The sequence below is a fragment of the Allocoleopsis sp. genome, from assembly GCF_036703385.1.
Lineage (GTDB): Bacteria > Cyanobacteriota > Cyanobacteriia > Cyanobacteriales > Coleofasciculaceae > Allocoleopsis.
Map to the genome: position 1 here is coordinate 1 of NZ_DATNPA010000086.1, position 20,454 is coordinate 20,454.

Annotated in this window: 12 protein-coding genes; 5 read left to right on the forward strand and 7 right to left on the reverse strand. The window is 47.1% G+C overall.

Features of this window, described 5'->3' with window-relative positions; translation table 11 throughout:
- Nucleotides 1-1,766 (forward strand): ATP-binding protein (locus tag V6C93_RS04385; protein WP_333475431.1); only part of this gene is annotated, 1,766 nt, incomplete at its 5' end.
- 164 nt (nt 1,767-1,930) lie between these two features.
- On the opposite strand, the gene urtA is transcribed toward V6C93_RS04385, so the two are convergent.
- The gene (urtA, locus tag V6C93_RS04390; protein WP_333475432.1) at nt 1,931-4,714 is read right to left on the reverse strand and encodes an urea ABC transporter substrate-binding protein; all 2,784 of its coding nucleotides are present in this window, start codon (nt 4,712-4,714) and stop codon (nt 1,931-1,933) included.
- A gap of 724 nt (nt 4,715-5,438) precedes the next feature.
- On the opposite strand from urtA, the gene V6C93_RS04395 reads away from it, so the two are divergent.
- On the forward strand, nt 5,439-6,128 hold the full coding sequence (locus V6C93_RS04395) for a carbonic anhydrase (protein ID WP_333475433.1): 690 nt from the start codon (nt 5,439-5,441) through the stop codon (nt 6,126-6,128).
- Between the two features lie 57 nt (nt 6,129-6,185).
- Here V6C93_RS04395 and V6C93_RS04400 read toward each other — a convergent pair whose 3' ends face one another.
- On the reverse strand, nt 6,186-7,703 hold the full coding sequence (locus tag V6C93_RS04400; protein ID WP_333475434.1) for a sensor histidine kinase: 1,518 nt from the start codon (nt 7,701-7,703) through the stop codon (nt 6,186-6,188).
- A 276-nt stretch (nt 7,704-7,979) separates the two neighbouring features.
- On the reverse strand, nt 7,980-12,116 hold the full coding sequence (locus V6C93_RS04405; protein WP_333475435.1) for a GAF domain-containing protein: 4,137 nt from the start codon (nt 12,114-12,116) through the stop codon (nt 7,980-7,982).
- Between the two features lie 886 nt (nt 12,117-13,002).
- Here V6C93_RS04405 and V6C93_RS04410 point away from each other — a divergent pair.
- On the forward strand, nt 13,003-13,254 hold the full coding sequence (locus tag V6C93_RS04410; RefSeq protein ID WP_333475436.1) for a DUF5615 family PIN-like protein: 252 nt from the start codon (nt 13,003-13,005) through the stop codon (nt 13,252-13,254).
- A gap of 30 nt (nt 13,255-13,284) precedes the next feature.
- On the opposite strand, the gene sbcC is transcribed toward V6C93_RS04410, so the two are convergent.
- Nucleotides 13,285-16,305 (reverse strand): exonuclease subunit SbcC, encoded by a 3,021-nt coding sequence (gene sbcC, locus V6C93_RS04415; protein WP_333475437.1) that lies wholly within the window; start codon nt 16,303-16,305, stop codon nt 13,285-13,287.
- Nucleotides 16,306-16,892: 587 nt separating this feature from the next.
- Between sbcC and V6C93_RS04420 the strand changes: the two genes are divergently transcribed.
- On the forward strand, nt 16,893-17,474 hold the full coding sequence (locus tag V6C93_RS04420; RefSeq protein ID WP_333475438.1) for a general stress protein: 582 nt from the start codon (nt 16,893-16,895) through the stop codon (nt 17,472-17,474).
- A gap of 156 nt (nt 17,475-17,630) precedes the next feature.
- The gene (locus V6C93_RS04425; protein ID WP_333475439.1) at nt 17,631-17,864 is read left to right on the forward strand and encodes a hypothetical protein; all 234 of its coding nucleotides are present in this window, start codon (nt 17,631-17,633) and stop codon (nt 17,862-17,864) included.
- A 36-nt stretch (nt 17,865-17,900) separates the two neighbouring features.
- On the opposite strand, the gene V6C93_RS04430 is transcribed toward V6C93_RS04425, so the two are convergent.
- The 3 genes from V6C93_RS04430 to V6C93_RS04440 all read right to left on the reverse strand — a co-directional run.
- Nucleotides 17,901-18,071: a hypothetical protein gene (locus tag V6C93_RS04430; RefSeq protein ID WP_333475440.1), complete on the reverse strand. Its 171-nt coding sequence runs from the start codon at nt 18,069-18,071 to the stop codon at nt 17,901-17,903.
- Between the two features lie 4 nt (nt 18,072-18,075).
- Nucleotides 18,076-18,735 (reverse strand): ester cyclase, encoded by a 660-nt coding sequence (locus V6C93_RS04435; protein ID WP_333475441.1) that lies wholly within the window; start codon nt 18,733-18,735, stop codon nt 18,076-18,078.
- A 58-nt stretch (nt 18,736-18,793) separates the two neighbouring features.
- The coding region (locus V6C93_RS04440; RefSeq protein ID WP_333475442.1) for a CBS domain-containing protein at nt 18,794-20,454 on the reverse strand (1,661 nt) is incomplete at its 5' end.

The window sequence follows — 20,454 nt, forward strand, 5'->3', positions numbered from 1 at the left end:
ACGGGTTTGAGATGGATTGGCACACACCCAAGGGCATTCGTTCCTTAATCGTGTTTGCCAATATGCTAGCGCCAATGTACGGTCATCCAGCGACCTGTGTATTAGTATTCCAGGACATCTCTGAGCGCAAGCAGATCGAAAAAGCTCTGGAAAGTCGCCTACAACAGCAGGCCGTCGTAGCTCAATTGGGTCAGTGTGCGCTCTCCGGTATCGAGCTTTCTGCACTGATGGATGAAGTCTCCACTCTTGTTGCTCAAAGCCTTGATGTTGAGTATTGTAAAGTTTTAGAACTCCTTCCCAATGGTAAGGCTTTGTTACTGCGATCGGGCGTGGGTTGGCATCAAGGGCTTGTAGGCCATGCCACAGTAAGAAGCGAAACTCATTCGCAAGCTGGCTACACGCTGCTTTCCAGTCAGCCAGTAATTGTTGAAGATCTGCGGGAAGAAACACGGTTTAACGGGCCTCCACTCCTGCACGACCATCAGGTAATCAGCGGCATGAGCGTGATTATCCACGGGCAAAACCGTCCGTTTGGTGTTTTAGGAGTACACACAACCCGAAAACAGAGATTTAGTCAAGATGACATCAATTTTCTCCAGGCTGTTGCCAATGTGCTGGCAATAGCCATTGAGCGCAAACGAGCAGAAGAAGCGTTGCGGCACAGTGAAGCGAAGTTTAGGCGCTTGTTTGATGCCAATATCGTCGGGATTACTTTCCCAGATTTAAGTGGCAACATTTTAGAAGCCAATGATGCCTTTTTAGGAATGGTAGGCTACACGCGGGAGGATTTACGAGCAGGAAGAGTGCGTTGGGATAGAATGACCCCACCTGAATATCAACCACTTGATGAACTATCCATCGCCCAATTGAGAACTTCTGGAGTTTGCAGTCCATATGAGAAGGAGTACATTCGCCAGGATGGTAGCCACGTTCCTGTTTTGCTTGTCAGTGCACTATTAGAGGAAGAGCGAGAGAAAGCCGTCAGCTTTATCCTGGATTTAAGCGATCATAAACAAGCAGAAGCGGAAATCCGCCAACTCAACGTCAGCCTTGAACAACGTGTCAAAGAGCGCACTGCCCAACTCGAAGCCGCTAATCAAGAACTAGAATCCTTCTCCTATTCAGTTTCCCACGACCTGCGCGCACCGCTGCGTCATATCAGTGGGTTTGTCAACTTGCTGCAAAAACATGCGCCGGACAGGTTGGATGAAACCAGTCAGCGTTATCTCAATATCATTACCCAAACCACGAAACAAGCAGGACAACTGATCGATGACTTGCTCTCGTTTTCTCGGATGGGGCGCACCGAAATGCGCTACGCGACAGTCAACATGGCTCAACTGATCACAGAAGTGAAGCGTGATATTGAGCAGAACATCAATGGACGAGAGATTCGTTGGCAGATTGAGGAATTACCTCAGGTGCAGGGTGACTCTTCTCTGCTAGGGTTGGTACTTCAGAACTTGATGGATAATGCAGTGAAGTACACCTCAAAACGCGCTCGTGCCAACATTGAAATTGGTAGTACTGAAAACAAAGACGAGTTTGTGTTCTTCGTGCGTGATAATGGCGTAGGATTCGACATGCGCTATGTCCACAAACTCTTCGGTGTGTTTCAACGCTTGCACAGTACTCAAGAATTTGATGGAACTGGCATTGGACTCGCCAATGTTCAACGAATTATTCATCGTCATGGGGGTCGAACATGGGCGGAGGGGGTGGTTGAACAGGGAGCGACCTTTTTCTTTTCACTGCCAAAGCCTTGAAGGGTTTAAGGTTTAAGAGGCTGTCTCTAAAGAAATGTAAAGGGGACGATAGCGAAGCGCTGCTGCGTTCGCCCTTGGCGTTGCCGAAGCGTCGCGCAGATCGCATGATTCGAGAATAGAAAAGATCTTATACTTAAGTCCTGTATCGTTGAGTTCAAAAATGGTCAACTTACAGCTACTGATGCAGAGGGACTGTTAGCCCGATCGCTACTTTGTCGGATGGGAATCTCAATCAAAAACTCTGTTCCTTCTCCAGGGGATGATTCGCAACGCAGAATTCCTTTATGCTTTTCTACTACAATCTGATAGCTAATTGATAACCCCAACCCTGTTCCTTTCCCCATTGGTTTTGTGGTGAAGAACGGGTCAAACAGTTGTCCTTTAGCGTCCTCTGTGATTCCAGAACCATTATCTGCAATTCGTATTGTAACTTGATTGGGCGATGACACTTTTGTGGAAATCCAGATCGTTGGTAAGAAATCTGATGTGGAATGTTCTGGATTATCCTGTACTTCTTCCACCGCATCGATCGCATTACCCAGAAGATTCATAAACACTTGATTGAGCTGAGCGGGATAACATTCCACCAAGGGCAATTCACCATACTCCTTAATCAAATGAATCGCGGGGCGATCGCTATTCGCTTTCAGGCGATTGTTTAAAATTAACAGAGTACTTTCAATCCCTTCATGAATATTGATGGGGTGCATCTGGGCTTGGTCACGACGCGAGAAGTTGCGTAAGCTCATTACGAGATGACGAATCCGTTCTGCTCCGGTTGCCATTGAGGAGAGAACTTTTGGTAAATCTTCGACTAAAAACTCCAACTCAATCGCTTGAACATGAGCCTGAATTTCTAGGGGGGGTTTGGGATAATGTTTTTGATACAGATATACTAGTTCCAACAAGTCTTTAATGTACTCGTTGGCGTAGTGCAGGTTGCCATAGATGAAACTTGTGGGATTGTTGATTTCGTGAGCTACACCAGCAACCAGCGTTCCTAAGGTAGACATCTTTTCAGTCTGTACTAACTGTGCTTGGTAGGAATGCAAATCATGTAGGGCTTGCTTAAGTTGTTCGGCTTGAGCGGTAGCTAAGGTTGCTGCTGTGCGGCTTTGAGCGTACAGTGCTGATTGGTCGATCGCGATCGCTACTTGATCAACGACGGCACCAATTAATTCCACCTCGTGATTGCTCCAAGGGCGATATTCTCGAAAGTGTTCGCAAACAATCACGCCCTTTTGGTGAGAACGCGTTTGCACCGGCGCAGCGAGTAGCGCCCTCAATCCGAAAGCTTGCAGGCGATGACGGCTACTGACTTCTAACTGCTGATCGGTGGCAATCTCATCAATGCGCAGGACTTGCCGCTCATGCACAGGCTCATTAATAGTCCTCACCTGCTCAATGGTGCTCGGCCAGTACAACTCGACGGGGAGTTGGGGATCGTAAGCCGCGTGCATCAGTTCATAACGCGAGGAGTCTGCTGATTTGTGGTACCACAAGAACTGACAGCGATCGATCTGAAGCAAACTGCGAACTTCTTGAACGGCTGTTTTTAAGATTTCATCTAATTCTAAGGAAGTACGAATCTGGCTAGAGAGACGGCGCTTGAGCAGTTCTTCTCGCGCTTGTAGTTCTCGAAATCGTGTTTCCGATTGTAAGAGCTCGTCTTGCGTTTTTTGCAGTCGTTGGTTGGTAGCGAGCAATTGAGCCATTGCCGCTTCCACTTCACGGGATTTTTGTTCAAGCAGGCAGCTGTATTGAATCGACTGTGAGACTTCAGCCAGCATATCAAAAACCACTGGCGAAACGTTTTCGCTTAATTCTTCCAGCCCTAACCAGGGTTGGGGTTTGATCGCACCAGGACTCGTGAAAACAATTTGAAATTGACCGTTCCCTAAAATCTTGCCAATGCGGCAATGCTTCCTCAGATGATTGTTCTTTTCGATGCTGACTTTACCCCCGGCTGCCTCAAATGTCTGACCGTATGCTGCCTCACGCAGCAAATCAACCTGAAATGAGCCAGCTTTTTCGACGGCTTGTTTCCAGAGGTAAACTTGGGTATAGGCCGCCTCAATAGGATCGCTAGTTACGCGATCGCTGCCATACTGCTTTTGAAAATTCTCGACGAAGGCGTGATTTTTCGGCGTGTCGATACTCTGAAAGTAACTCCAGCTAGCATAGTGACCGACAGCGGTGCTGCCGCCAATCCGCCGCAGTTCCTCTTCTGCAATACTGGTCGCCATGATGGGAATCTCTTCGGCACTAATCCCAGCATCTTTATACTCTTGGTAAAAGGCGAGATTGCTATCCCCATTCAGGGTATTAAACACCACATCGGGTCTGATTTGCTTGATTCGCTTAATGACGCCGCTAAACTCGGTTGTCCCCAATGGCACGTACTCTTCCCCAACAATGCCACCGCCTTTGCGCTTGAGCTGAGCTTTCATGATTTTATTGGCGGTGCGGGGGAAAACATAGTCAGACCCCACGATATAAAAGTTTCTCCCCTTGTGTTCGATGAGCCAGTCAACCGCTGGTCCAACCTGCTGGTTGGGACAAATGCCCGTGTAGAAAATGTGAGGTGAACATTCTAGCCCTTCATACTCAACGGGATACCATAACAGAGCATTCAGTTCCTCCAAGACCGGTAAGACGGCTTTGCGGCAGGCTGAAGTCCAGCCCCCAAAAATCGTGACGACTCTATCTCGTTCGATCAGCCGTCTGGCTTTGAGGGCGAAAGTTAGAGGGTCGGATGCCCCATCTTCTATCACAGGTTCAATGATTCTGCCTAAGACGCCACCAGCTGCGTTAATTTCTGCGATCGCCATCAACTCGGCATCTTTTAGTGATGCCTCACTAATCGCCATTGTTCCACTCAAAGAGTGGAGAATTCCGACGCGCACAGCGGCACCGGGTCTAACACATGGCTGGTTTGTTTCACTCATCTCTAGACTGTTCCCGAACTGTTCCCGAAATTTTCTTGCTCTGGAGAATAAACATCACAACTCAAGCACTTTTAGTCGCTAGCTTGATTAAGTCCAATGGCGATCCGTTAAAACTCCTACCATCCAATTAAGGGACTGGGGATTGCAAATAAAGCACACCCAGATGCGGGGAAATCTCCAGACTAACTCTGGGCGTCTTCTGCCCAGCCCCTGATCAAATCGCCAATCCCTAATCCCAGGTCAATAAAGTGTTAAGCTTTATAAAAGTTTCATTCTTTAACTTTATGCTTGGTAACAGTCTGTTGGACAAACTGTAGAAATGGTAACTGAATTCTAGAAGTAAGAAATGTAGTATTTTTTACCCTTAATACAATCTTCTTGATTTAGGGCGAAAATCCACAGAAACAAGGGAGGCGGATTGACCCTCCCAAACTATTCTTTAGCTTTTAACGTACTTTTTATGTACTAAAAAGCAGAATACTTAATGATTCCCTTACTGCAAGCCAGGCAGACTTGTTATCACATTGCGTTAATTTCTCTCCTAGCGCCTGATGCCTTTGCAAAGGCTAACACTGCTGCCGTAGGCCATCGCATCCGTACAGAGCCCATCTAAGCGCTACGGTTGGACTCAGAAAATTTTTTCAGCCCTTTCTCTCGCATTCGGGGCTCAAACTCGCTATATGTATAAAAATGTATATCTCTTATTTTGGAGAATGTTGAACGAATGAAGCGGTTAATTAAAGGACTACATGAATTCCAGACCAATTACTTTAACACCCACCGGGAACTATTTGAGCTACTATCTCAGGGACAGAAGCCAAGAGTTCTATTCATCACCTGCTCCGACTCCCGGATTGACCCGAATCTGATTACTCAGACAGAACCGGGTGAAATGTTCATTATCCGCAATGCTGGCAACATCATTCCGCCTTACGGAGCGACGAATGGTGGTGAAGGGGCAGCCGTCGAGTATGCTATTCATGCTTTGGGAATTCAGGACATTATCGTCTGCGGTCACTCCCACTGTGGAGCAATGAAGGGATTGCTGAAAATCGACAAGCTAGCGGATGAAATGCCAACGGTTTACCAATGGCTCAAGCACGCTGAAGCCACGCGCCGGATTATTAAAGAACACTATCAGGCTTATGAGGGTGAAGACCTGTTAAACGCCACGATTGAAGAGAACGTTCTCACTCAATTAGAAAATCTGCGAACCTACCCAGTCGTGCAATCTCGACTCAAAGGCGGTCAACTCCAAATTCATGGCTGGATTTATGAGATTGAAACGGGACAAGTTTTGGAATACAACCCTACCGTAGGTCAGTATATGCCGCCTCAAACCATGTTTTCTAGAGCTGCATGGATAACGCCCGAACAGCAAGAGCGCATTTACAAAGGCTCTCACAAAGCTTAACGAAGAAAGTGTGAACTATGAAGTATGAAGTATGAAACACCTTTTATCCTTCATTCTTCATCTTTTTAAAGCCATTGCTGTGGGTTTGAGGGTTGATAAAGTAGCACTGACTCGCAGCGGAATTTCGATGCAAAATTCTGTTCCTTTGTTTAGTGCCGACTCACACTTCAAGATACCCCCATGCTTCTCCACCACAATTTGATAGCTAATAAATAGCCCCAAACCTGTGCCTTTGCCAATAGGCTTAGTTGTGAAAAATGGATCAAATAGTTGTGCTTTAACCTCTGGACTGATGCCAGGCCCGTTGTCCGCAATTCGGATGATGATGCAAGAACGGTCAGGATTAACGCTCGTGCTAATGGTAATGCGACCGAGATGATCGGGAACTTCCTCTAGCGCATCAATAGCATTACTCAAAAGATTCATAAATACCTGATTGAGCTGTCCGCCGTAGCACTCCACGGATGGCAAATCGCCGTAGTCTCTTATCACTTCAATGCCTGAGCGATTGTAGCGAGCTTTGAGGCGATTTTGTAAGATGAGCAGGGTACTATCAATCCCCTCATGCAGATTGACTGATTCCATTAACATGCGATCGCTGCAAGAAAAGTTACGCAACGACAGAACAATCTGGCGAACGCGCTCCGCTCCTACTTGCATTGACTCTAGAACTTTCGGTAGGTCTTTGAGCAGGAAATCTAGGTTGATCGCTTCAGTCTTCGCCTGTACTAGCGGGTGGTGCTTACCGTAGTACTCCTGATATAGCTTAAGCAAATCAAGTAAATCTTGCACATAGTCGCTGGCGTAGCGCAAATTTCCGTAAATAAAGCTAACCGGGTTATTAATCTCATGGGCAACACCGGCAACCATCTGACCAATACTCGATAGTTTTTCGATCTGAATTAGCTGGGCTTGAGTCCGTCTCAACTCTTGCAACGTTTTCTCCAACTGTTGGGCATGAGCCTGGGCAGCGGCAGCGGCGGCACAAGTTTCTTGATAGAGTTGTGCCTGATACTGTTCCAGTTGGAGCTGAGCCTGATCACTTTCTTTTTGATACTGACTAACTAACGCCTCCAAGGCTTCAAGCAGGTCTTGTTCTGATGCCCAAAGAATGGCTTTTAAATAGGAATTGTCCTGGGTCAGTTCTATCGCAGGGGCTTGCGCCAAGGCTCTAACTTGAGAGATATAGTCACGAATTTTCTGATCGAGATAGAACGGTGCCTCAAAGTAAATGGATTGAATTTCAGCAGAGGACTGACCGGGCAGTCTCATCGCAGCCTCACCGCCAATCAAACCCTTATGCGATCGCTCCATCAAGTCGATCGCGGCTAACATTTGCTGACGTAGCTTTTCCTGCTCAAAGCTGTCTTGAGTGGAAACAAGCCTCAACGCAAATAACGCAGTGCGTTGGGATAGCATCCGCTGGCGTCCACTGATATTGATGACAGCGGCATTAATCTCTCGTGCCGAGATAATTTGATCGAGGTCGAAGCAAGTCGCCACAGCAATTACCGGCAGTAGTTTTAAGTAACATAAATTTCCGAAAATACTAGCACGTCTTAATGTTTTCTGCATAGTTCCTCGAAAAATTTTCATGGAAAAACCTGATTCAAAGAGTTAATAGGGACTTGTGGCCCAAAAAACTCTCTTGTTTACTGCGATCGCGTAATCCATGAGCGGGCTTGAACGCTCTCGGGCTAATTGAAAGGTTTGAGTTATTAATGTGTATTTATCTCTACACAGCCCCACAAACCAATGCTATCCAATGTCATTACCCATTAACAATTTATTCATCATTCCTTTACGTTCAGACTACACAAACCTGAGGTATTTGAGCGCTAAGACACTGGATCAAGAGACTTGCTGAATGGGAATCTCAATCCAAAACTCCGTTCCTTGCCCTGGTGCGGAAGTACAGGTCAAAGTCCCGTGATGATGCTCTACGATAATCTGGTAGCTAATCGATAATCCCAAGCCACTGCCTTGTCCCACCGGTTTAGTAGTGAAGAAAGGGTCGAATAGCTTTGTCTTGACTGAGTCAGTCATACCGGGACCATTATCAGAAATTTGGATCACGATTCTTTGGAAGCTTTGTCGAGGTACAATCTCGGTTCTCGTTTTGAGCGAGGTAGCAGGCTCTGCGATCACACAGAGCGAGTTTTCCGTTAGATTACGAGATTCACAATACTCTAAGAGCCTAGTGCGGATGGTTATAGCAGGAGAAGGATGAGGGACGAATAGGGAGGTGTGCGGTTGAATGCCAAGGTCTAACGGCTTTAGGGCTTCAATCGCATTGATCAAGATATTCATAAACACTTGATTGAGTTCTCCGGGATAGCACTCTACGGGGGGTAGGTTGCCATACTCTTTGGAGATTGTAATTTCAGGTTGTTTTCCTTTCGCCTTTAACCGATGTTGCAAAATCAACAGCGTGCTTTCAATCCCTTCATGCACGTCAACTCTCTTCATGTCGGCTTCATCCGCCCTGGAGAATTTCCGCAAGCTCTGCACGATGGTGCGGATGCGGTCAGTTCCCCGCTGCATTGAACTTAGTAATTTGGGGAGGTCGATGGCAATAAAGTCGATGTTAATTACCTCTGCTTGCTCAGCAATGGTGGAAGTTGGTGTGGGATAGTGTTCCCGATAAAGACGCAAAAGGTTGAGCAAGTCGTAAATATAAGCGCCAGCATAGGCGAGGTTGCCGTGGATGAAGTTAATTGGGTTGTTAATTTCGTGGGCTACACCTGCAACCAGCTGACCTAAGCTAGACATTTTTTCACTTTGCACGAGTTTGGCTTGAGTCGTGCGCAGTTGGTTCAGGGTACGTTCGAGTTCTTGAGCTTTAGCTTGAGCGACAGCTGCCGCTTGACGAGCTTGAGCATAGAGTTCTGCCTGATCGAGAGCGATCGCTAATTGGGCAACGACGGCGAGCAACAGTTCCACCTCACTTTCATCCCAAGGTCGCGACCCTGTACAGTGACCGCAGCTAATCACCCCGATAGCTCCGCCATGCGTCTTAATCGGTATGGATAAGACCGAGGTGTAGCCCATTTTGCGTAAGAACTTCCGCAGGCGAGGGTTCCTGAACGCCTCGACTTCATCAATTTGAATGATTTGTCGGTTTAACAGCCGATCAGCAGATAGTCTCACCTGAGACGTTGTGTATTGACCAATATGGCTTTCGAGGTTCGGGTTTCTCGCTTCGTGGACGACTTCCCAATACGGCTCACTTCCTTGAGAGACATACCACAAAAAGTGGCATCTGTCAATTTGAAACAAGCTACGGATTGACTGGACAGCGGTTTCCAGGATGATATCGAGTTCTAGGGAGTTGCGGATTTGATGGGCGACGCCGAACAGGAGAGATTCTCGACGCGTCAGGAGTTCTGAGCGTGCCCAGTATCGATCAATCGCTATAGCGATCGCATTGGCAACCCAACTGAGCGTGTTACGGGCTTCTTCGGAAAGAGGTTGATTGCCGAGTACTGCGATGACGCCTAGCAGTCGGTCTTCCACCACGAGGGGATAGCCGGAAAAGTGATTGGCGCTTGCGAAGTGGTATTTTGACTCTTTATGTTTGACTTCTTGCTGTTCCCAGTCCCCAGTCTGTTCAGGAGTCCAATAAGGTTGACGGGTTTGCGCGACTAAATGGATCAGGTCAGGTTGTATGGGGAGGCGCTGACCGGAAGCGACCTGTTGCTCTAGCTGTTGCGAGGCAGGGTTTAAAGTCCATATTGTTGCGCTGGTAGCGTGGAGTTGTTGCACCATTGCCTCGGTGCAGCCTTGAAGAATTCTCAGTAATGTTCCACCATTCGCGAGGGCAATACCCACTTCTGCGGCTAGGGTGGAGAGACGCGATCGCTTGACAAGTCCAGCCTCTGCCTGCTTCCGTTCAGTGATATCGCTAAAGTAAACCGATAAGCCGCCTTCATAAGGATAGGCACGCACTTGTAGCCAGGTCTGCAAGGGTGGGTAAAATTCCTCGAATTTCACACTGACTTGCTCGGCAACTGCCCGACGATACTGTTGTTCAAACTGGGAACCGAGGGCATAGGGATACTCATCCCAAACACTCTTCCCCAATAACTCATCAGCACCGCGTGATAACAATTGCTCTGTTTTCGAGTTGATGTAGGTGAAGCGCCACTCGTGATCGACGGCAAAAAACGCTTCGGTGATGCTTTCTAAAAGATTGATGCGATCGCGGTTAGCTCTGTGTACCTCGGATTCCGCCTGTTTCCGCTCCGTGATGTCTTCGATGACACTAATGCAATACTTTGGCGCTCCAGACGGTTCGCGGACGACAGATACAGCCACTTTAACCCAAACCAGAGAACCCGTTTTGTGGATGTAGCGTTTCTCAAAGTTGAGCGTCTCTCGGTGATCATTAAAAAATTCGCGCAGATAAGTCTGAGTGGCGACCTGATCCTCTGGATGGGTAATTTCTATCACAGTTTTGGTCAGTAACTCTCTGCGCTTATATCCCGTGATATCACACAGTTTTGGGTTCACCCGAAGAAATTGACCATTGGCTGCTACCTGAGCAATGGCGACACCCGCATGTTCAAAGGTGGCTCTAAACCGCTCTTCGCTCTCATGTAATATGGCTTCGGCTTGCTTGCGATCGCAGATATCGATCAGCACGCCATCCCAAAGAATATCGCCATTGGGTTGTAGCTCCAGTCGGGAAGCTGCTTGAATCCACTTTACTTCCCTAGACGGCAGGCTAATCCGGCCTTCCCATCTCCAAGGCTGTAGGGTTTTGAGTGAACGAACAACAGAACGTTGGAAACTGACTCGGTCATCAGTGTGAATCAGATTGAACAGTACCTCAGGATTTTGCTGAATTTCTGTAGGTTCTAGTGCGCAGATTTCGCGAACACCGCTACTCACAAATAGGAAGGACACTGAACGATCTACTCGGAGCAGACATTCATAAATCATGCCTGGGACGTTAGCCGTCAATTTTTGGAATTGATGCTCACCTTGCCGTAGCGCTTCCTCCTGTTGGCGCTCGTTAAGCTTCCGTAAAATGGCTAGAGTTTCTGCTTCGACCTCTGCCTCTGGATGATGAGTGACGTGACTCACTGAAGTTTGTTGGCAATGGTTCACGTCTAGGGCTATGGCTACTAAATTGGCGATCGCACTCGCAAAGTTTTCATCCTGAGGCGTCCAGGGTGGAGGGGTTGGTGTGAGGTGTTCGTAGCAGACAACACCGACCATTTTCCCCTTGAGCCAAATCGGGGCATCTAAGCGATCGGCAAGGGCCAATGGCTTGAGATGATGAGGTGAGGGGGTAAGGGGACGAGTGGGTGAAACCGTACGTTCTTCAAGGGATATGCAGTGATGGGGAGTGGAAGTATGGAGAGTTCCCTGTGTCTTTTCTTGTTCTGGCTCACGTCCGTGTGCATGAGAAGCGGTACTGTAATCGTACACCTCAACACACTCAAGTTGGGAGCGGTCTTTGTTATATAACCACACGCTGACTCGCCCGACCTCAAGAGCGTCAGCCGCCGCCGCTGTAATTTGCTGAATGACTGCCTTAAAATCACCCTGTCCTAGTGTCTGTAGTTGGGTAAGAGCCATCAGTACCTGACTCTGTTTTTGTAGGCGCTGAGTGCTTCCTATTTGGGCATTCTCGGCGAGTTTACCCAAACTCATCACTGACCTTACCTTCGTGTCAGCGAAGCGCTTGCGACGCAGGAATATCGGTGCTAGCAGCACGATGAGCATAGCGCTCGATAAGCTAGCCAGCTGAATACTCCATCCTTCCAGGGGGATCAATTGCATTAACCAGATAAAACTCCCAATGGTTATAGTCCCTTTCAGCAGCCACAAGAAACGAAAATCCTGTTTTTCTTCGATGCGGCTGATTTGCTTTACCCGTTGAACAGAGTGGTCAAATGCTCTATTCACCATGCTTACTGTAATGCCATACGCCAGTTTTAGCTCAGCAAGGGGCAACTTGTTGGTACTAGTTATTCGCATATTTGATCCCCATTCAAGATCTCTAGGAGCTGTAAGCTCCGACTCTTTGTACTCTCCTCACCGCTGAATGCTCTGAACTTACCTCTGTGTTCAGGAGTTGACCTCACTGAAGAGTTGCTGTACCAATAGGCTTGGAACTTGAATAAGCAAGTTTTTTCTCTCTTGCTTGTAACTATTTTTTCCATAAGCCTTCCTGATGGATGGCGACATACCCAAACCCTAACTCTGAGACACAGATTTTTCTCTCAGCAAAGGATTGGTTTTTGTATGGGAAACAACAGTAATCGGCAAGGGAACATCAAACGCTTGAGTAGTAGATGCCCTGATCTCTCACCCCAACCCTGGCAAGCGATTTTTTTACCCCGCTCTTGCCTGTAGCGAAAATAGGCAAATATCTTTGTTACTTTTTGTTAAACAGCTTTGAAGCTGCCGCACCCCCTGTTGGGCTATATAAATACCATAAAGGTTGCTTAACAAGCAAACACACCGTAAACATACGGATCTGTGTATTACAAAATAAAAACTTATTAACCGTAACTTTAGGACTCCTGTATTACATTAAACCACATTGATAGAATTAATCCAAGCGCTTAAGAACCCCTATAGTTCTTGTCCTAGAGCGATCTCGTATTAACCTAGCAAGATAAATTCTAGCGCCCAGTAAGGCGAGCGTATTTTCCATGTCCTGTGTGCCAGCGCGTCTCTCAATAATTAACATTTGTAAAGATACTCTGCCCATGAGGGTAACAGTTTGACGGAGAGAAAACGAAGAGACAAGACTCTGCGTATAGGCGCGGGTGATGCTTTTATTGATATCTTAAGTCTTGTATTTTACACCTTCACCCATATTTGCTGTAAGTGATATTAAGTTGCAGTCAAAGACGTAATGCAAGAAATTTTCACTCCCTATTCCCTACTCCTCACTCCCTTTATCAATGTTACGGATTGGAACGCAACTTGGTATGAAGAGCGTGCGGTTTTGACTTTGAATCGGGATGATTTTTTCGGACTTCACCGCTTACAACCCGAGCCTTCTAGCATTATTGCCTGCAAAGATGATCAGAATAAGGAGAGAATGGCAACACGCATTCACAAGGCAATTTCTGCGGAAGGAACTTTGAGAGGTAAACTGATTTGAGTCAACCGTCTGACTCGATGAATTGAATTTTTACATTGATAGGCTTAGTTGGGAACCTTGTTCAGTTTTACGGACTTCAATTCGGGTTTGGAATGCTTCTTTAAATTGAGGCATATGCGTCACCGCCAGAATACAGGAGAAGTCAGAAGCGATCGCATTTATCGCCGCAATCAAGCGATCGCATCCTTCAGAGTCCTGTGTCCCAAATCCTTCATCAACGATTAACATTTGTAATGATGTCCCTGCCCGTTGTGCCAAGAGTCGCGCTAAGGCAAGGCGAATGGAAAAGTTAATCCGAAACGCTTCACCACCAGAATAGGTTTCATAAGGTCGGGTACCATTCGCATCCGCAATTAAAATATCCAGCGTATCAATTAATTTTGTTGTTTTCTTCGATGCCCGCTTCCCTGCTTTTTGGGTAACAAATTGGACATGCAACTGATTCCCCGTCAGTCGAGCCAGAATATGATTGGTTTCTGCCTCCAGTTGGGGCAAAATATTCTCGATCATCAGTGCCTGAATGCCATTTTTACCAAATGCGATCGCTAATTCCTGGTGAACTCGGTATTGACGCTGAAGCTCTTGGGCTTGTTGTTGCTCTTCCTCATATTGAGTTTGCAGCGTTTCTAGCTGCATCAATCGCTGTTGCAAACGCCCCTGTCCAGAGAGGTGTTCATCCAGTTCTCGCCGCTGCTGCTGCATCCGTAGTTCTAACGTGTGGATGTCGTGGGTTGCGTCGGGATAGTTTTCGAGTTGCTTGACAATATTTTCGAGTTGTGATTCGATTTCTCCTTGGTCAGCGCGTCGTCTTTGCCGCGTCTGGATGAGGGCTTCCAAGCGTTGGCAGACTTGGGGATATTGCTGCTGAGCGGACATCAACTCCTGATAACGCAGCTGCCAGGATTGGGCTTGACGTAGAGATGCTCGCAGGGAGTTATGCTCAGTCAAGTTATAACCAATTTCTATCATCTGCTGCTCAAGTGCTTCAATCTGCCGCTTCAGTTGAGAAGTCGTTTCTAACTCTTGCAGAGAAGCATGAAGGGCATCAATTTGCGATTGAAGTTGTGGCTTCTTTTCGTCAATTTGACGCAAACGCTTAGTGGCTTCTTCCAGCTTGGCTTGTTTAATTTCTGCCCAACGCAAACGATCAACCTCACCGCGTGCCAAGGCGTGGGTTTGTTCGTTGTAGTTGAGTTGCTGTAATTGGAAATCGATTTGCCGCAGTTCTGCCTGTAACTCTAAGGCGTAGGAACCGACACGCAGCGATCGCTCCAGTTGTTCTTTTTCTTCGGAGAGTTCATATAATCGATCATAAACTTCGTCCGTTGCTTCGAGTCGGGCTTCGAGTTGTCCTCGTTGCTCTAGCAAATTTTCATAAGGAGACAGTTCTTGGGAGATTTGAGCATACTCGCCGCGTAGCACCTGAAGCTCTCGTTCGCAAACCGCTAACTGCTCTCGCACGATCCAAAATTGCTCTTGAACCTCCTTTTGTTCAGTAGCGGTTTTCTGAATGACGTGATGAGAGTGGGCTTCATCCAGGGGGCGATCGCACAATGGGCAAACTGCATTTTGTGCTTGCAGCATTTCCATTTTTTGCATGAGTTCTGCTAGCTGCTTTTCATAGCGGCGTTGGTTTTCTTGCAAGCGTTCTTGAAAGCTTCTGCGTTCGAGTCCTTTTTCCTGCACTCGCTGCTGGTAAACACGCTTTTTTTCCAGCTGTCCAATTTCTGCATCCACCTGGAGTACGGTTTGTCGCAGCTGAGGTGTTACCGAGATCTGAGCATTGAGCTGCTTTTGAGAAGAAGTCAATTCTTCTAATCTGGCGCTAAGTCGGGCTTGGGCGCGATCGAGTTCGGTTTGGAGTGAGGTACGGCGTTGCAGCAGGGGAGATACCTGAAGTTGTAGATTGTCCAGCCCAGAAAGGCGCTTTCGAGCGAGGTTGAGTTGCTCCATTACCGCTGCCACTTCCCCAGAACGCGAGAGTGTCTCCTGAATCTCTTGCTCTTGAGGACGCAAGGCTTCGAGTTGAGCTTGGGTATGGCGGATTTTCAGGTTCAGTTCGTTAACTTGTTGTGCTAGCTGTTGTTGAAGTTGTTGTTTTTGCTGTTGGGCTTCTTGGTAAGCCTGGAATTTTGTGGTGAACAGTTCTTCTTGTTGTTGCAGGTTGATGTATTGGGAATAACCTGCTTTGATTGGCTCGTCTTGGTTGAGGAGACTGGCAAGTTGCCGTTGTTGTGCTTCAGTGGTGGCGATGTCTTGTCCGAGGCGATCGCAATCCTGGCTTAGATTGTGATATTGTTGCCGCACAAAGGTCAGCTGTTGCTGCCAAGTGCTGCGTTGGTGCTGAACGGCTTGCAGTTGCTGGATTTGTTTTTGGTCAGTGTCTTGGGCTTGTTGCAAGTGTTGGAGTGTGGTTTCCAGGAGAGCTTGTTGCTCTAGTGTCGCGTCTCGTTGCTCGAGCTGTTGCTTGATGCTGTGCAAACTTTGCTCAAGTTGTTCGGCCTGACCTTTAAACTGCTTGGACAAATCCTTGGCTTGTTCCGCCAATTGTTCGTACTGATCGAGTTTCAATAAGTCAGCCAGAATTTGTTTCCGCTCACTGGGACGCCTGAGCATGAACTCATCGGCTCGACCTTGACGCAGGTAAGCCGAATTAATAAATGTATCGTAATCCAGCTTCAGATGATGTAGGATTAACTGCTGCGTCGCCCGTACCCCTTTCTCGGTTAGCGATCGAAATCCTCCTGCTGTCTGGATTTGAAATTCCAGAGAACTACTCTGCCCTCGGTTGCGAGTCCGAATGATGCGGTGGGTTTGCTGATTGTTTTGAAAGATAAAATCTACCCGAACATCTTTAGACCCGGCATGGATAATATCATCTTCCGATTCGGCTCGACTTTGTCCCCAAATTACCCAGGTAATCGCTTCGAGAAGGGACGACTTTCCGGCTCCATTCGAGCCGCATACACAGGCTGTATGCAAACCGCGAAAGTCTAGGGTTGCCTCACGATAGCTGAGAAAATTTTTTAGTGTTAGTTGTAGCGGAATCATTCAGGCTCGGTGCGCCTCACACTTTTTCGATAGAAACTATTTAGTATCTTTGCACTGTTGCCTAGTTTATCGACCTGACACTAAGGATTCTAGCCTTTTAATCCCTACTTTTACAATTCTTAATATAATAATCAAAGAGACAATTCGGGACGAAGGAAATTTGCAGGGCTACGAGCATAGAACTGCACTGAGTAGATGTAATTGTGTCAGTTAAGTTCTAAAAAATGGAACCCAAAGATCCAGATGTACTCTTAGCTAGCCAGCCAAACCAGTGGCTTACTTATGAGGTGAGAAAATTCGCTCAACTGAAGCTGTGAGATTTTTACTGAGCAAATCACTCGCACCAAGTCGTTATGATCCAGGGCGGTAGACTAACAATCAGGCTAGACCAGCTTGGCAGAAATAACTATCCAGATGATGCTCTGTTTGGGAAATTTCACCCCTCTAATGACAGAAACTCAGCTTACTGCTACAGAGTGAGGAATTCCTGCAACACACTGCTCAAAATGAAGCGGTAGCTAACAGCACTAAAAATTGATTCTGCATTTGTGCAGGCTCATGTGTGCTAAACGAAACAGGAGGAAAGCATGACTGTAGGACGAATCCAACGCGCTGTCGGCATTTTTTCCAATCGCCGCGATGCAGAAGATGCACTGACTGAGCTTAGAGATGCGGGCTTTGACATGAATAAATTTTCTGTCATTGTCAAAAACGCCGACGCCAATGATCGGATTGGCGGTGCTGAGGTGAGCGATCGCAAAGAAGAGCAAATGGAAGGAGCAACCAAAACCGGAGCCACAACCGGTGCAGTAACGGGGGGTCTGATTGGCTTAATCGGTGGCTTGAGTTTGTTAGCCATTCCTGGAGTTGGGCCTGTTGCGGAAGCGGGTGTAGTTCTAGCTAATACCATATTGGGAAGTGCAATTGGTGCAGCCGGTGGTGCGATCGTGGGCGCACTGATTGGTTGGGGAGTACCGGAAGAGCGTGCCAAATATTACGATGACCGAGTATCTCAAGGGGATTATCTGATAGTACTAGAAGGCACAGCAGAGGAAATTCTCCGAGCTGAAGCGATTTTGGATAATCGAGGAGTTCTGGATTGGGGTATCTACGATGCCGATGCACCTACAACAATGGCTCCGGGCGCTGGTCGAACGGGTGTACTGTGAACTACTACGCTGACTTTAGGCTGTTGCCGTTTCTATCATGATGAGTGCCGCAACTTGGACTTGTCCAAAATTTACTCTTTGAGGATGTCATCAATGTTTGGAGACAAGGCTAGCTTTGGTAAAATAATTGGATTTAGTTGTCTGAGCGCTCTATCTATGCTGCTACTTTCGGCCAGGATAGAAAGATCCGCTTTTGCCTCTGCTAATTTAGCGGCAGACAGCCTAAAACTCAATCCCACTGGCTATTTAACTGCTGATAAAGACGGGGATGATGACGATGATTGCAACAAAACCCACAAACCTCACTACTCATTGAGTAATAACAAGAATGATGAGCTGACGGCAATTACTGGAACGATGACTCCAACATCAGTAAAAGTAACGTTTTGATAGCTGTCGAGCAGTATACTGGTGTCTTCTGAAAGTCTACCGCTCATCATTAGACCTGTCTTGAAAATCGATTTTCAAGACAGGTCTATTGTTATGGGTCAGTATCTGGGCTTCACTATCTATGAGCCGTTGTTTGCCAATAGCAATCTCGCGAGTCTGGGCGTAATCATCGGCGTTTTCTATCTCCTCATAGCAGTGTGGTCTCAAGATGTTAGCTATGAAAAGGACATCCCCCAGCGGTTAACTTGTTTAGAAAAGCACTGGTATCAAAAAAATGTTCTACTGATTCAATTTTGAGCTCTTCGGTTACACGAGCTACACTTAATCCTACAATTTCAACACTTTCTCCTGTGGGAGCAAATTTGTTAAAATTACCCTTAAATTGTCCCCAATGCCGCCATTTAAAAACTACATTAGGAGGCGGTGATAAAACTTCAATTAATTCCCAATGAAAACCTTCCGGAAAAGCTGTATGGAAGAGGGTGTAAGATGAATCAAAGGTTTCTTCTGAAGAACGATAATGTTCAGTGTCACCTAAAAATAAATTATAAGTTCCGGCATCAACAATTTGTTGTGCTGTATATTCTGGCCCGCCATTGGTACTCATGCGAAATTTATCAGTAACAGTAGAAAGCCATTGCTGAGGATTCGTTTTATGGGTAGCCTCCATCTCAAAAGTCTTGACGAGATTGTGGGCGATCGCATTGAGAGACCCTTCGGCATGATTATGTTTACGTTCTTTTTCGAGAAATTGATTGGTATAAGAATAATCAGGGGCTCCACTACGCCATTCAACAGATGTATCATTAGCAATAACTTTTGAGCGCTCTTGTACCCAAAGCGGTAATTCTGTTGATTGTTCTTGACTCATTACGTTTTTTAACCAGTTAGAGTAAAAAATATTTTACCACTTTGAACTCCCTCAAGCCTTAAGCCTTTCTCGATAGTGGATAAGATTTTGCCAAAAAAGCTTTCGCGTCTGCCTCATCCTCAATTACTCCATCCAGAGTAGCGGCTAAGAGTGCATCCAAAATTTCTCGGTATTGTGGCCCTGGTTTATAGCCCAGTTTTTTGAGATCATTGCCATTTAGCGATGCCTGCACATCTGCCCAAGTCGTCAGATATTTCCATAACATGCGTCTGATGGCTCTTGGAACATGAATCGCCAAGAGAACTAAGGTTGGTAACTTATACTGGCGCAGTAACCACACGACTTCACTGGGACGCTTGGCAGCAGGTAAGGACTCTTGTACAGCTGCTTGCGCTTGAGCGAGTTGCTGGAGACGCTCAATACTATCGAGTGGTAGCTGAAGATTTTCTGCCACAGCTGCGCGTTGTTCAGGAGCTAAGTAAGCTAGTAATACTTCCAACCGCATCTGCCAGTGTTCTAAGCGTCGAGTGGGGTCAAACCGTCGCAGCCAACGGTCAACCAGACGCACTTGCCACCACAGCGTTTCATCGAGCTGTAGGGTGGGATGAATGCAGCGTAGTGCTTCTAATGAGGCCAAAAGCTGTAAGGCTCTTTTCCAATAAGGTGCCTGTAAAATGTGCTTGAGTTCAGCTTTGAGGCGGGTTTGAAGAGCGGGTGCTTTATCATTTTGCGATCGCGATCGCTCATAAACTCCACTCTCCATTGCGTAGCGGATATAGGCTTCGGTTTGAGGTTCAATTTCAAATCCCAACCGCACAGCAAACCGTACAGCCCGATAAATCCGAGTGGGGTCTTCAATAAAGCTGTTGGCATGTAAGACTCGAATTTGATGCGATCGCAAATCGAGCAACCCGCCAAAGAAATCCAACAAGGGTAACTCCCCACTCCGGGAAGTCGTCAGGCGCAGCGCCAAAGCGTTGATCGTAAAATCTCGCCGATAAAGGTCTTGACGAATCGAACTCGCTTCAACTTCCGGATTCGCCGCCGGGTAAGGATAAAATTCGGTTCGAGCGGTGGCAATATCCACCCATAATGAGTCAAGGACTGGGTCATTGTGCCACAATAAAGCCGCCGTTTGGAAGGCTCCATGAACATCTAAGCGGACGTTTGGGTAGAGTTTCTGAAGTGATTGGGCAAGAGTTACCCCGGCACCCGTATCCGCTGAGCGATGAAACCCATCCACTACTAAATCAATATCTTTGAGCAGCAGCGATGAGGACGCATCAGCCAATAATAAATCGCGGACAGCCCCCCCCACCAAATAAAGATTCCAACCCCTAACCTGAGCCTCCTGAGCCGCTTGGGTCAGGAGTTTCCACTGCGCTGGAGCCAGCCGATCCCGAAGATTGGGGATGATCGATTGAGGATTGGTTATGGGAAGCCGGCAGGAATTTTCTCCAGATCTCCAGTCCCCAGTTCCATTTTGATGCAGTTGCCGTAGGACATCCGTGCGGGTCACAATTCCCACTAACTGCCCATCCTCCAAAACGGGCAAGCGCCCTATATCATAAGTCACCATCAGCGACTCAATCTCTGGTAGCGAGGTTTCGGGTGCGATCGTCTTTACATTTCGGGTCATGTAGCCTTTGACAGGTGCATGTCCGAAGCCGTGATGCAGCGCTAAGTCTAAATCTCGCCGCGAAACAACCCCAACCAGTT

Coding starts and splice junctions, on each gene's coding strand:
- urtA (WP_333475432.1), bottom strand. CDS start 4,714: ATGAGTGAAACAAACCAGCCATGTGTTAGACCCGGTGCCGCTGTGCGC.
- V6C93_RS04395 (WP_333475433.1), top strand. CDS start 5,439: ATGAAGCGGTTAATTAAAGGACTACATGAATTCCAGACCAATTACTTT.
- V6C93_RS04400 (WP_333475434.1), bottom strand. CDS start 7,703: ATGCAGAAAACATTAAGACGTGCTAGTATTTTCGGAAATTTATGTTAC.
- V6C93_RS04405 (WP_333475435.1), bottom strand. CDS start 12,116: ATGCGAATAACTAGTACCAACAAGTTGCCCCTTGCTGAGCTAAAACTG.
- V6C93_RS04410 (WP_333475436.1), top strand. CDS start 13,003: ATGCAAGAAATTTTCACTCCCTATTCCCTACTCCTCACTCCCTTTATC.
- sbcC (WP_333475437.1), bottom strand. CDS start 16,305: ATGATTCCGCTACAACTAACACTAAAAAATTTTCTCAGCTATCGTGAG.
- V6C93_RS04420 (WP_333475438.1), top strand. CDS start 16,893: ATGACTGTAGGACGAATCCAACGCGCTGTCGGCATTTTTTCCAATCGC.
- V6C93_RS04425 (WP_333475439.1), top strand. CDS start 17,631: ATGCTGCTACTTTCGGCCAGGATAGAAAGATCCGCTTTTGCCTCTGCT.
- V6C93_RS04435 (WP_333475441.1), bottom strand. CDS start 18,735: ATGAGTCAAGAACAATCAACAGAATTACCGCTTTGGGTACAAGAGCGC.